The organism is Bacillus sp. JJ722 (assembly GCF_036963345.1).
Taxonomy (GTDB): domain Bacteria; phylum Bacillota; class Bacilli; order Bacillales; family DSM-1321; genus Bacillus_AD.
This window is the reverse complement of record NZ_JBALMO010000095.1, coordinates 4,606-18,988: the sequence shown is the minus strand read 5'-3', so window position 1 is coordinate 18,988 and position 14,383 is coordinate 4,606. Positions and strand designations below refer to the sequence as shown.

At 36.4% G+C, this 14,383-nt stretch carries 8 protein-coding genes; 7 read left to right on the top strand and 1 reads right to left on the bottom strand.

What is annotated here, in order from left to right:
• Positions 1-97: 97 nt before the first annotated feature.
• Positions 98-1,204, bottom strand: coding sequence for a polysaccharide pyruvyl transferase CsaB (gene csaB / locus V7014_RS12980; protein WP_335507764.1), 1,107 nt, complete (start codon positions 1,202-1,204; stop codon positions 98-100).
• 753 nt (positions 1,205-1,957) lie between these two features.
• On the opposite strand from csaB, the gene V7014_RS12975 reads away from it, so the two are divergent.
• From V7014_RS12975 to V7014_RS12945, 7 genes are all read left to right on the top strand, one after another.
• A complete protein-coding gene (locus V7014_RS12975) occupies positions 1,958-3,232 on the top strand; it encodes a nucleotide sugar dehydrogenase (protein ID WP_335507762.1) in 1,275 nt (424 codons plus the stop codon).
• Between the two features lie 338 nt (positions 3,233-3,570).
• Positions 3,571-4,284, top strand: a complete 714-nt coding sequence (locus V7014_RS12970) for a WecB/TagA/CpsF family glycosyltransferase (RefSeq protein ID WP_335507761.1) — start codon at positions 3,571-3,573, stop codon at positions 4,282-4,284.
• Positions 4,285-4,367: 83 nt separating this feature from the next.
• A complete protein-coding gene (locus tag V7014_RS12965; RefSeq protein WP_335507760.1) occupies positions 4,368-5,471 on the top strand; it encodes a glycosyltransferase family 4 protein in 1,104 nt (367 codons plus the stop codon).
• Positions 5,472-5,586: 115 nt separating this feature from the next.
• Positions 5,587-6,966, top strand: coding sequence for an O-antigen ligase family protein (locus V7014_RS12960; protein WP_335507758.1), 1,380 nt, complete (start codon positions 5,587-5,589; stop codon positions 6,964-6,966).
• An 813-nt stretch (positions 6,967-7,779) separates the two neighbouring features.
• On the top strand, positions 7,780-11,394 hold the full coding sequence (locus tag V7014_RS12955) for an S-layer homology domain-containing protein (RefSeq protein ID WP_335507756.1): 3,615 nt from the start codon (positions 7,780-7,782) through the stop codon (positions 11,392-11,394).
• Between the two features lie 977 nt (positions 11,395-12,371).
• Positions 12,372-12,608, top strand: coding sequence for a helix-turn-helix domain-containing protein (locus V7014_RS12950; protein ID WP_335507754.1), 237 nt, complete (start codon positions 12,372-12,374; stop codon positions 12,606-12,608).
• 170 nt (positions 12,609-12,778) lie between these two features.
• Complete coding sequence (locus tag V7014_RS12945) at positions 12,779-14,101, top strand: short-chain fatty acid transporter (RefSeq protein WP_335507752.1); 1,323 nt, start codon at positions 12,779-12,781, stop codon at positions 14,099-14,101.
• Positions 14,102-14,383 lie beyond the last annotated feature (282 nt).

Sequence of the window (14,383 nt, the reverse complement as noted above, 5' to 3'; positions counted from 1 at the left end):
GATAAGTCAACATCGAATCACTGCGTTCTTCGTGTATCCTTTATCTCAGTCGGAGGGCTCCAGTCCATACGGAGCAGAACGGTCGCTGCCGCTTTTCTTATTTCAAAAAGTTTTCTTTCAATAAATCAACATTTCTTACAGCTTCTTTACGCATGATTTCTGCATTGTCTCTTACGATGCTTGCGTAATGTTCGCGGTTGTCTAGAATGGTTAGTGCATTTTGAGTAAGTTTGTCAGCGTCAATTTCCATTAGATCTGCTGAGTAATCCCACATGCCACTTCTCTTTAATAAGCTTTCAACTTTCTTATCATAACTTAAACCGATGTGAGGTACACCTGATAAGGTTGAGAAAATTAATGCATGTAGACGCATACCGATTGTCATTTCACATTCACTAATGAAGTTTAAATATTGATTCGGCGTGAATTTCTCGCCTAGCATAATTGTTTTGTCACTATGCTTCATGTGTTTCATTACTTGCTGACTAGCATTTGTGTCATGATGACCTTCCATAGGAACGAATACAGGTGTTACACCTTTCTTCTCAATAAGCTCGTCCAAGATTTGCGCTGTTTGTTCGAATTGCTTTGTATGTTCGAACCATGGACGCATTGAAACGGCTACTAGTTTCTCGTCACCTTTTAATTGAAGTGAATCCATGCATGCAGAGTCTTCTTTTTTCTTGAAAGCAAATACGATGTCTGAAGTTACAACAGTTTCAGGTCGTTTTACACCAAGATTGAGAAGATAGTCTTTCGAGAATTGATCTCGAACGGTTACGAAGTCAGCAAGGTTTGCAAGCTTCATTAGAATTTTTCCCCAAGTGGAAGTGACAGGACCAATTCCTTGTGAGAAGAACATAACTTTTGATCCGCAAAGTTTTGCTAATAGCACAATCAATAAATAATAAGGAAGTGGTCCGAAAAGAAACTTCGTTGGATAAGCGTCTTGTAATAAGCCGCCGCCACCACTAATTAATAGGTCAGCATCTCGCAATGCTTTAATCTTTCCTTTATTATCATGTCTCCAGCCGCGATACACAGTTTTTACATTGTGTTCTTTCGCTGTTTGTTCTGGAGATAAAGAAAATACAGTTATATCAGGAGCATCTAACGAGTCTCGTAAATTATCGACGATACTTTCAAGAATCGCTTCATCTCCGGTGTTTCCTAATCCATAAAAGCCTGAAATAACAATTTTCAACCTGGTGTTTCCTCCTTTTTATATAAAACCAAACCCGCTTATTGTCTATTTTGTTTAGCGGATGCGGTGTGTGTCTTCAGCTCGATTTGTTTAGCTTCAGTCCATACGGAGCTGAACAAGCCACTTCCGCAATTCGACCTGTCTAGCTCCAGTGCCCAGCGTCTAGTGAACTTCACTCTTCTCCCTACGATAAGTCAACATCGAATCGCCCATCGGCTCATCGTGTTTCCTTTATCTCAGTCGACGGGCTCCAGTTCATAAGGAGCTAAACGGGGCACTTCCGCTTTTCGACCTGCCCAGCTCCTAGTGGATTTCGCCCACCTCCCTACGATAAGTCAACATCGATTCGCTTAACCGCTCATCGTGTTTCCTTTATCTCAGTCGGAGGGCTCCAATCCATACGGAGCTAACCGGGCGCCTCCGCTTTTCTGAACTTCATATATTTTAACATTACGTCTATTGTTTCTCAATGCTATTAATGTTTGGACAGGGCGTTCCATATATTACTTGTTTTAGGTAGCTTTGTCTTTCCTAATCTTATTAATGCAAGCATCATTTTAATTTGATATACTATGTTAGGAATTTAATTCTTTCTTTTTAAATGCTCCAATTGCAGATGTTTCTGTCAAACAAAGTGGGGTATAGTGAAACGCTGAACGAATGAAGATGCGTTCGATTGCATGGCTTTTCAGAGATGGACCGATCATACGATTCATCTAACATACTAAAAAAAATAAGTGAGGTCACCAAGCTATGAAGAAGATTTGTGTCATTGGTTTAGGCTATATTGGCTTACCAACAGCGTCTGTTTTTGCTCGTGCTGGATATGATGTACTGGGCGTAGACGTAAATCAAAAAGTCGTAGATTCTTTAAATGAAGGCAAGGTTACTATAGAAGAAGTTGATTTACCTGAATTAGTGCAAGAAGTAGTTGCTAAAGGTAAATTGAAAGCATCATTACAACCAGAGAAATCGGATGTATTTATTATTGCTGTTCCAACTCCAATTCATGCGGATCATAGTGCGAATGTGGATTATGTAGCGGAAGCAACGAAAGCAATCCTTCCTTATTTAGAGAAAGGAAATATTGTCATTGTAGAATCAACAATTCCACCAAGAACGATGGATGACTTAGTAGCACCAATTATTAAGGAAGCTGGAATTGATCCATATAAAGATATCTATTTAGCTCATTGCCCAGAACGAGTACTACCAGGGCGTATTTTAATCGAGCTAATTGAAAATACTCGTATTGTAGGGGGAATTACACCAGAAGCTGCTACAAAAGCAGGTGATGTGTACCGAGCTGTTATTACGGGTGATGTAATTGAAACAGAAGCAGTTACAGCTGAAATGTCTAAGCTAATGGAAAATACATTCCGTGATGTAAATATTGCACTTGCTAATGAATTAGCAAAAATCTCAGCACGTCTTGGCGTAAATGCACATGATGTGATTGAGCTTGCGAACAAACATCCACGAGTAAATATCCATTTACCAGGACCAGGAGTAGGTGGACACTGCTTAGCAGTAGACCCATACTTCATTATTGAGAAGGCAAGAGAAGAGTCTCCTTTAATTGCTGAATCACGTAGAATTAACAATTCAATGCCACACTTTGTTATTGAACAAATCAAACGCCTAACTTGTGAATTAGACAAGCCGGCTGTTGCAGTTTGTGGTTTAACGTATAAAGGAAACATTGATGATGTTCGTGAAAGTCCAGCTATCGAAATCGCTGAAATGCTTCTTGCAGATGAGCGACTAGATGTAAGAATTCACGATCCACACATTCACGAAGAACAAGTTTCCTTCCCATTACACACGCTAGAAGATGCAGCAAATGGGGCAAACCTTCTTGTTGTTCTTGTAGACCATGATGAATTCAAACAGTTTGATGAAGCAATGTTACTTGAGAAAATGGCTACTCCAGTTATTTTCGATACTCGTAACTGTGCGAAGATTAAAGATGATCGTTTTACAATCTACCGTATTGGTGATTTGAAAAACTTACAAGCTATTCAATAAAGTGAACTGAACCATCAGTAGGAGGTTTATCTTCTCTGATGGTTCGTTCAACGAATAGGTTCCTTACTGTCGCTTATCCCCCACTTGGGCTTCTTTGTTTGAGGTGGGAGATATAGCGAGAGTTAGGACGGAAAAATTTAGAAACTTTTTAACCTATTACTTCGTCTAATATAGTTAAGGATTGAAGCATTGCATGATGTCTAGCTCCAGCTACTAGCGGACTTTACAATATGGGCGCTTCCACTTTTCATATAAGGAGGGCGTTAAGTAACAGGTTTTCAAAAAGAAAACAATCTAGTGAAGGAATTTGCGCTGATCTAGATGATAGGAAGATGAACATGCAAAAGGAAACATATTTCGGCGTAGATGTATCACCATTAAGCTATGACGAAATTCTTGTTGATATTGAACAAAGAATGGAAGAAGGCAAGAAGTCAACGATTATTGCTGTAAATCCTGAGAAGGTTATGGCTGCTGAGAAGAATGAACAATTGCGTGAGCTCATTAATAACAGCACTTATGGCATACCTGATGGCGTTGGCATACTGCTTGCTTCCAAGCTTAAGAAAGGAACGATTACTTCTCGTGTAACGGGAGTTGATATGATGGACCATTTGCTGGCATTTGCAGCAAAGAAGGGCTATCGTGTTTTTCTGTATGGTGCAAAAGAAGAAGTCGTTTCACAAGCGAAAGTGAAAATTGAAGAAAAATACCCTGAAATCATCATTTCAGGATACGAAAATGGTTATGTACAAGATCCAACGCAAGTGATTAATAAAATCAACGAAGCGAAAGCGGATCTTCTATTCGTAGCGATGGGAAGTCCGAAGCAAGAGCTATGGATTCGTGAGCATATGAATAGTGTAAGCGCGAAAGTTTTCCAAGGTGTAGGCGGTAGCTTTGATGTATTTGCAGGACACGTGAAACGTGCGCCAGCATTTTACCGAAATCTTGGTTTAGAATGGTTCTATCGTTTAATGAAAGAACCAAAGCGAATTAAACGTCAGTTAGCACTTCCGAAATTCTTATTAAAGGTTGTGCGCTCTAAGTAACACTAATTAAATCCTTTTGAGTAGCTCTCGAAAGGGTTGTTATTATGTTTAGTGGAATAATATGTCGATGCAGGGGGAAGATGATGAAAGTATTACATGTCATAAGCGGCGGAGAAACTGGAGGGTCACGTAAACACGTAACAACTCTGTTAGAACAGTTTCCAAAAGAATCTGTTTGTCTCCTTGTTTTTCAAGACGGTCCTCTTGCACAAGAAGCAAGGCAAAAAGGAATACGTGTGGAGATGTTGCCACAGACATCCCGTTATGATTTACGAATTGTAAACAAGCTAGCTGCGTTCATTAATAAAGAGCAATTCGATATTGTTCATTCACATGGGCCACGAGCGAACCTTTTTATGTCATTTATTAAGAAGAAGATTCAAGCAGTATGGGTTACAACCATTCATAGTGATCCGAAATTGGACTTTATGAAGGGCGGTTTGAAAGGCCGTATCTTTACGATGTTGAATCTCCGTACACTTAAGAAGATTGATTTCTTCTTTGCTGTATCAGAACGCTTTAAAGATAATTTGGTTGCACTTGGGATTCCAGCTAACATCATTCATACCATCTATAACGGCATAACGTTCTCAGAACCACTAGAGCGTGATGATTCTTTACAGAAGGAACTGAAGTTATCTAACGATGACTTTGTTATGACAATGGTTGCAAGGCTGCATCCAATCAAAGGGCATGATCTTGTCCTGAAAGCATTGAAGAAGTTAAACAATCCTCATATCCATCTTGTGTTAGTAGGAGATGGTCCTATTAAAGATGAAATACAAGGATTGGTTAATAATCTTGAATTACAAAACAATGTACATTTCCTAGGCTTTCGCCAAGATGTAGATCATATTTATAGCAATTCGCATATTGCTCTATTAGCTTCGCATAGTGAAAGTTTTCCATTAGCGCTACTAGAAGCGGCTAATCAGAAGCTACCATTAATCTCTACTGACGTTGGTGGGGTACGACAACTATTATCATCAGATGAATATGGTTGGGTTGCTCCAACGAATGATTATGAAGCTTTTGCGAAAGCAATCACTGAAAGCTATGACGATTACCTGAATGGATCACTAGTTACAAAGGGTGAGCGCATATTTAAACATGCATCTACCAATTTCTCACTAAATGCACTAGCTAGTAGTATTGATAAGGTATATAAGAGTATTACAAAAAAATAGTCATTGTTATTTTCGCCATCATCTTGTAAAGTGTTAAAAGGTGAAAAAAATAATAGTGGACAAAAAACAAGTATATTGTTTTTTAGAGGGGATACTGTAGAGAAAGGAATCAAGTATGAATAATAATAGAAGCTTAACATACATTCTAATCCTGTTACATCTGTTTCTTGTGCCTTTAGTTTATTTCAAGAAAGGCATTATTTCGATTGAGGTTATTCTTGTCCCTTTACTAGTACTCGCGTTTCTTTGGGAGTATAGAAAAGGAACAATTAAATTAAATTCATTAAACATCTGGCCGTTTCTGATCACATTTGGACTATACTTAGTGGCAGCAGCTATTTCATTAATAGGCGCTGTTGCATTAAAACCAGGTATCATGGAAATCGCACGTTACCTATCATATGTAGTTGTATTCTTAATCGTTGTAAAGGTGAAGTTTTCGAAAGAACAATACATTAACTTCGCTAAAGCATTCGGAACAGCTGCAATTATCGTTGGTTTATTCGGTATTATCCAATACATCTTTAATTTCTCATTAAATAAAGCTGGATTATACGCATTACAAGAAGCGAAAGGACGAGTAGATTCGACATTAGTTAACCCGAACTACTATTCTTCATTCTTGAACTTCGTTATTCCACCATTCTTATTACTAGCAGTGGTGTATTTCAAAGACAAGAAAGTTCAATTAATGTTCTTCGCTTTCTATGCAGTCTTTATTGTGAACATAATCTTAACGTACACACGTGCTGCGTGGGTAACAACATTTTGTGCTTTCATATTAACAGTTATTATTATGCCGAAACGATTCTTAAAGAATTTCGTTAAACCGCATATTCTTATTGCATTTGTTGTTTTATTAACTGGCTTGTATTTCATGCCAGACTTTCAATCTCGTGCTCAGTCTGCAGTCTATGCCGTAGAGAAGATATTCTTCCCTAATGCTAAAGCACCAGACATTGGTGAACCAGAAGAAGATCCTGGCGATATGTCAGAGGCAGAGCTTGCAGAACGAGAAAAAGAAAAGCAAGAAGAGGCTATTTCAGATACAGCTGTAGTATCCCGTGTTACGCTATGGAAGACAGGGCTGTACATGTACAAAGATAACCCTGTACTTGGTGTAGGTATGGGTAACTACTATACTCGCTACAAAGAATTTGTAACGAAGTATCCTGAGCTTGATATCGGTCACGATGCATATTCCGTTCACAACTCTTATCTTAAAGTTGCAGCTGAAACAGGAACAATCGGTATTCTAGCGTTCTTGTCATTCTATGTTACTTATTTCTTGTATCTCGTTCGTCTGTACTTTAAACAGAATGATGAACTAGGAAAGATCGTAGCAGCAGGTGTGTTTGTAGGTAGTGTCACCTTCATGGTACAAAATATATCGAACAACTTAATTTTCATTCCACAATTAAATATTATCTTCTGGTTAGTGGGCGGTCTAACGATTGCATTCCTACATTTAAACCAGCAGAAAAGTTATTATTAATAAAAAACCGATCACGGCGAAAGCTGTGATCGGTTTTTTTGTTTAGGAATTTATTAAAATAATTGGCAGTTGATTACTTTGAAATAGAATGATTCTACGTCCAGCTCCGAGCACCCAACGCCTAGTGAACTTCACGCTTCTTTTTACGATAAGTCAACATAGAAATGCTGAATCGGCTCGTTTAGCACCGACAAGAATAAGACACTATCAGTAGGAAATGCGTTTTAATTTCCGGAAGAGAGATGACTAGACTATAGAGGGGCTGGCCGATGAAGCTAGACACATCGAATCGCTCCGCTCTTCGTGTTTCCTTTATCTCGTTCGAAGTGATCCAGTTCATACGGCGTTGAACGAGCGCGACTTTTGTTTTTGGAATAAATAGTAAATTTTAGTTCTTTTCATACAAATATATCCATACAATGTAAACGTTGGTTGATTATTAAAAGGCTGAATATACTTGGTATTCTTAGGTTTTATGTAAAATTAATGAAATTTTTTAATAAAATTCTTCCAATTCAGGAAATGAGTGTGTATAATGATGAGTGTGATTTCCGACTAGTATATTTAGGAACCACATCCTTAATATTCTATCATTTGCTATTATTTTCTACTAATTGAATAAAAGTGTAAAAAATAGTTGAAAAATATGGTTTATTTGGTAGAATAGATGAAGAGGTTTAACTACTATTTGCCTATTTATCTATATATATACAAAATTAGGTTAAGTAGGAACTTAAACTACATAGGAACTATCATTCACTTTATTGATAGAATTTTTTAAAATTTTTTACAAAACGGGGAGGATTTTTTTAAATGGCTTACCAACCAAAATCTTATCGTAAGTTCGTAGCAACTGCTGCAACTGCTACTTTAGTAGCTGGCGCTATTGCTCCATTAGCATCTGCGGCTTCATTCACAGATGTAGCACCACAATATAAAGAAGCAGTAGACTTCGTAGTATCTAAAGGTGCTCAAGGTCTTACTGAAACTAAATTCGGCGTAAACGAAAACATCAAACGTGTTGACGCTGCAGTACTTCTTGTTAAAGTTCTAGGACTTGATATCGAGAAAGCTCCAGCAGCAGGTTTCACTGATGTACCTGAGCGTGCAGTAAAATATGTAAATGCTCTTAAAGCAGCTGGAATTACTTCTGGTAAATCAGCTACTAAATTTGGTTCAGATCAACTAATCACTCGTGGTGAATTAGCTGTTTGGATTCAAAAAGGTTTCCAATTAGAAGGCCAATCGGATGTTAACTTCACTGACGTTCCTGCACAATACACTGCAGCAGTTGGTGCTTTAGTTGCAAACGAAATTACTAAAGGTAAAACAGCTACTCAGTTCGGTACTAACGACAACGCTAAACGCGGAGATTATGCAATCTTCTTAATGAGAGCTGATAAAGCTGATAGCCCAGCAGTTCAAGGTAGCGTTAAAGCTATCAACAATACAACTGTTGAAGTAACTTACAAAGAAGAAGTTAGTGATATTGAAGCATTAGATTTCTCAATCGAAGGTTTAAAAATCACTAATGCTGCTGTTAAACAAACAAACAACAAAGTTGTTGTTCTTACTACAGAAGCTCAAACAGCTGATAAAGAATATACAGTTAAATCTGGTGAAACTACTCTTGGTAAATTCAAAGGTATTTCTGCTGTAATCCCAACTTCTATTAAAGTTAACAATGCTTCTGTTCAAGGAGTTGTTGGTAAAGAAGTTACATTACAAGCTGATATCGGAGTAAAACAAGCAGGCGTTGCAGTTACTTTCAATATTGATTCTGCTAACAATAGCTTAAACAAAGATATCGTTGCAGAAGCTGTTACTGATGCTAACGGTATTGCAACATACTCTTACACTCAATATAACGCTGGATTCACTGATGAAGTTGCTGTATATCCTACAGGTGCACCAGCAGTACGTAGCTTATCATCAGTTTACTGGGGAGTTAGCCCAATTCTTACAGTTGCAGCTGATGACAAAAAAGAAAACAGCTTAAACAATGGTGAAAATAAATTATACAAAGTAACTTATAAAGATCCAAAAACTGGCCAACCAGTTGCTAATCAAAAATTACATGTAACATTTGCTGAAAATGTTGGCGTAACTGTTGATAAGGTATCTCCTGCAACTGTTAATGGTGTGAATCCAGTTCAATTGTCAAACGGAACTCCTGCTACTACTGCAGTTGTTACAACTGACAGCAAAGGTGAAGCAACATTCACAGTTTCTGGAACAAATACTGAAGTAACTCCAGTTGTTTTCCTTGATCAAATTGTTAACCAACAATCAGAAAACAAATGGAATGCTACTAAGCTTCAATCTAAAGCTGACAAATTAACTTTTGGTGCAGTTCAAGCTTCTTATGATATCCAAGTAACACGTGAAGGTGCAGAAGAAGCAGCAACTGGTGTTAAAAATGGACGTGAATATAAAGTTGTATTGAAAACAAAAGATGGTAAAGTGGCTGCAAATGAAATTGTAAACCTTGCATTCAATGAAGATATTGATAGAGTAATCAGCACAAATACATCTGCTTACTTCGTTGAAGAGAAAAATGATGTAAAATTAAATGCAGGTAAAACAATCACAGTTAAAACAGATTCTAAAGGTGAAGCTAAATTTACTATTGCAAGTGAAAATGTTAAAGACTATGCTACTCCAATTGCATGGATCGATATCAACTCTAGTGATGCAAAAAAAGGTGTATTAGATAATGGTGAGCCAAATAAAGTTGCTCCTATTTCATACTTTGCTGAGCCAAAACTTGTTAATGGTGTGTTAAAAGCTTACAACGGAACTAAAGTTGTTAAAGAAGATAAGCACTTCACTGGATTAGAAACAGCTACATTCAAGTACACTGCTGCTAACCAAAGTGGTGAAGAATTCACGTTACCAGCTGGTTACTCACATATTGATGCTACATTTACTGTATTTAACACAGGTAGTAACGATGTGAAGGTTGGAGATGTAACAATTTCTCCAAACCGTAGTTATACAGTACCAGTTGTGAAAGGTACAACGCCTTCAATTGACGTTAAATCTGTTGATAACAAAACAACTTCTGTACGTGTAGAAGCTCATGGTACAGCAATTCCAGTTTCTGGTTCTAATAAGCAACCTGTAAATCTTGGAAGCTACTCAGCTAAAGCTTCATTTGTATCTACTGCTGAAGTTGGAAAAATTCATACTGGCGTTGTAGAATCAATTGATAGAACTAAAGAAGAAATTAAATTTGTAGGCAAAGATAAAATGAGCTACAAAGGCGCTGTAGCGTTTAAAAACGTTAATGGTGTTGGAATTAACCAATCTACTTTTGAAGACTTAGTAGATACTAACAAAGGTAAAGTTGTAGTTACAGTTTCTAAAGATGCAAATGATAAATACACATTTGAGATTGTTTCTTTAGATGGTAATGTTAAAGATACTCTTTCTGCGGTTAATAGTGCTCAAACTGCAGCAGAATTAGTAACAGCTTTAGAGAAAGCTACTCTTAGCCCAGATTTCAAACAATTAAAAACAGATGCTCAAAAGACTGCTGTAGCTAATTCAGTATTAACATCTAGAAATAATGCTGGTGGAGAATTGTCGGAAATTGGATTTAAAAATGCATATGCAGCTGCTTATAATGCTCAAGTAACTGCTGCAGTAACTGCTGTAAAAGATGCAAATTCAGTCGCAACAGTGAAAACAGCAATTAAAAATGTTCCAGGATTAGATTTAACAGGTGTAACATCTACTAATGAAACAGCTGTTTACACTGCACTTGAATCGTTCACTGGTACAACTTTAGAATCTTTACAAACGGCTGTAGCAAACGCTATTAAAGGTCTAGATTCTGCTGCTAAATTAAAAGCAGTAAATGACGCTACAACTAATGAAGAGCTTCTAACAGCGCTAAAAGCTTTACCAGAAGTTGACTTAACTGACTTCAATAAGGCGCCGGCTCGAGTACAACAATTAGTATTAGCAGATGTAATTGCTAAAAAACCTGCAGCACCAGGTTATACAAATGCTTCTGATATTAAGCAGGAAATTAGATTATCTTTAGATGCAAATAAAGATAAAACATCTGTAGCTATAGATGGTATAACTTTTACAGCTGTCAATGGAGCTACTCCAGCAACTTTGACAATTAATCTTTCAGATGAAGTTGATTTACCAGCTACAGTTGCATCAGCTGATATTGATGGTTTAGGTATTAGTTTTGTTGATGGTCAAACATTAGGAACTAATGCGTCAGCTGCTTATGATGAAACAACAACAACTTTAACAGTTACTTTAGGATCTGATAGTAATATTAAAGTGGGTAATGTATTAAAATCTATCAAAATCAATGATAAATTTGGTTTAGCATTAGATTTAACTGCTAAAAAAGCTGATGGTACAACTTTAGTTTCACCAACTGCAAATTTAACAGTAAAGTAATATAGTAGGTAATTTGGGCACGGTGCCAGTCACCATCCGAAACATATCGAAAAGCTTTGTAGGGAGAAATCTCTACAAAGCTTTTCTTTTTTCTGTTAGTGCCAAACACCACCTTGTCTTCCCGGTATCAAATGTAGGATGATAGATATAAGAGTAATTTTTTGAATAATAATCTTGTTAGATTAAGAGGTATTAGAATGAAGTTATCAAATTTTTGAAATCTTATAGATGCTAAATTTATTCAACGAGGTTTTGATTACTTTCAAGAAGGGCATATTGTAGCCTTGCAGGGAATTAATCATTAGCAGGAAGATGTCGAAGGCGTGGAAGAATACGATATTAAGGTAGAATTCGACATGGACTCTTGATTGTACCATGTATAACTCGAATTATTTAATTCCTTTGCAAGTAAAGATAAAAAACGGACAGCAGAGCCGCATCCTATCAATAAATGTGGCTTTACTTCAATACATCCATATCACGAATATTCCCCTATTTATTTATGCGTGTGAAGGAGTCAGTTCCTGATCATGTATCATATCTAGTACATTTTTATAATCTTTTCCTTTCATTGTGTACACAGTCAATCTATAATTTAATTGCCCATCATGAGGGAATTTTACATCAAACGTTCGACCTTGCTATTTATTTATATCAAGATGAACTTCTTGATATTGAAGCAATACAATACTTACAAGTTTTCACTTTAAATGTTCTTTATTAAGAATAGTTTGTGTTATAATTAATGTATATTCTTAATAAAGAACACGTTTAATAAACTTTTGTGAAATCTAGTCCTATTTTCTTAGTTTGTTTAGTTTGAGACCGATAATTAAGAATATTAAATGTTTTAAACAATTGAAACATCAGAAGCATAAGCAAGTAGATGTAAGGGTATCTTCTTAATAGATAGGTACAAAGATACAGATACCAAAACCAGTTTTTGTTTACATTTAATCTTTCGGAAGGTGTTCTCTATGGTGAAAAAAAGTAGTTTTTCAGCAGAAGTCAAATGGGCCGTTATTAAAGATAAATTAGAAGGTGAATTAACGAATAGAGAAATTATGGACAAGTATGGGATCAAAACGAAATCTACTATTCAACGTTGGATGCGCTTATATAACAGTGGACAGATGGATGAATTTGAACGTTCAATAGGGAGACCTAGAGCAAATTCAGTTGTGTATCAAAAAAGCACGGAAGAAAGAAAATAGTTCTCATGTTTATTCGCTAATTGTTTTAAGAACTTAAAATAATACCAATTGTTTCTTTTATTAAGAAGTGAAGAATGTACATAGCTATACTGACAGAAGTTAAACAATCATAATTTAAGCCTGCCCTCCATACTAATTAAAGGAAGACATACTACAAGGAGGGAAAAGTATTGTTAAACGCCTTATCTGATAAGTTTGCAAAATGGATTTCTCGGTACTTGCCGGATGCTTTTGTGATTGCTGTATTGATGACGATTGTTGTATTCATATTAGGTTTTTTTAGTACGCCAGACAATCCGCTTGAACTTATTCATTCTTATGGTGATGGATTTTGGGTTTATTTAGCTTTTACGATGCAGATGGTTTTATTATTGATGACGGGTATGGTTCTTGCTTCTATTCCGTTTGTTAGAAAAGGGTTGGAAAAGCTATCATCAAAAGCGAACACAGCAAATAAAGCATATTTATATACCTTTCTAATTTCTGCTGCTGCTTATTATATCAATTGGGGATTAGCTGTAGTTGTTGGTGCAATAGTCGCTAGGGAGGTTGGTAAGCGCAACGAAAATGCACATTTTCCTTTACTAGTAGCTTGTGCATATGCCCCGACAGCTTTATACACTGCAGGATTATCTAGTTCAATCGGTCTTACGGTTGCTACTTCAGGGCATTTTTTAGAAAAACAAATGGGTGTTATCCCTACTTCCGAAACAATCTTTCATCCAGGTACAATTATCATTTTTTTAACTCTCCTCATTACGATGCCAATTATGATCTTATTAATGTCTCCTAAACGAAATATTGTTCCCTATAAACCTTTGAAACAAGAAAATCAATTAACGGAAGAACAGGATACTGAACAGGAAGAATCCACACCTGCATCTTTTCTAGAAAATACAAAAATATTAGGAATTCTAATTGGACTCATTGGTCTTATTTATACCGTAATGAATTTTTATAATAATAGAGATTTAAATCTTAATTTGATTAATATATGTTTCCTATCTATAGGGCTTCTTTTTCATGGTTCATTATTACAGTATGGTAATGCTTTTAAAGAAGCAGCTAAGTCTATTTCACCTATTATTCTTCAATTTCCTTTCTACGCGGGGATTATAGCTGTATTAGGAAGTTCAGGATTAGCTGAGAATATCATTCAAGCAATGGTATCTATTTCTAATAAGGAAACATTTTCAGTATTTACGTATTGGACGGCTGGATTAGTAAATATTATGGCTCCTTCTGGAGGAGGACAGTGGGCGTTACAAGGCCCATTGCAAATACCAGCTGGACTAGACTTAGGAGTTGATCCGGCTATTGTAGCAATGTCAGTCGGCTGGGGAGATGCTTGGACAAATCTCATTCAGCCATTTTGGGCATTGCCCATTTTAAGTATTGTCGGTCTTCATATAAGGCATATTATGGGCTATTGCTTTTTGCTTTGTGTGTGGGTAGGAATTGTGACAACTGTTTTGATATATTTTGTTTATTAATCAGACTTTTATAAGAAAGGGCTGTGAATGGAAATATGCATTCGCAGCCCTTTCCGTGATTTATAAAGTTATAATAAAACAGTTAAATATCCCCATAATAAACTGTTTATAGAATGTATAGTGATATATAGAAACAAATTAATCAAGTAGTTTGCTAAAGCAGATCATTAGAAGAGGAGAAATAATCGTCAGTTGAATAGGGGGGAATATTTGACCGAACAACTTTACATGACTTCATTGTAAATGTAACAAGGGTATTCATATTTGAAACTTTATTCGAAA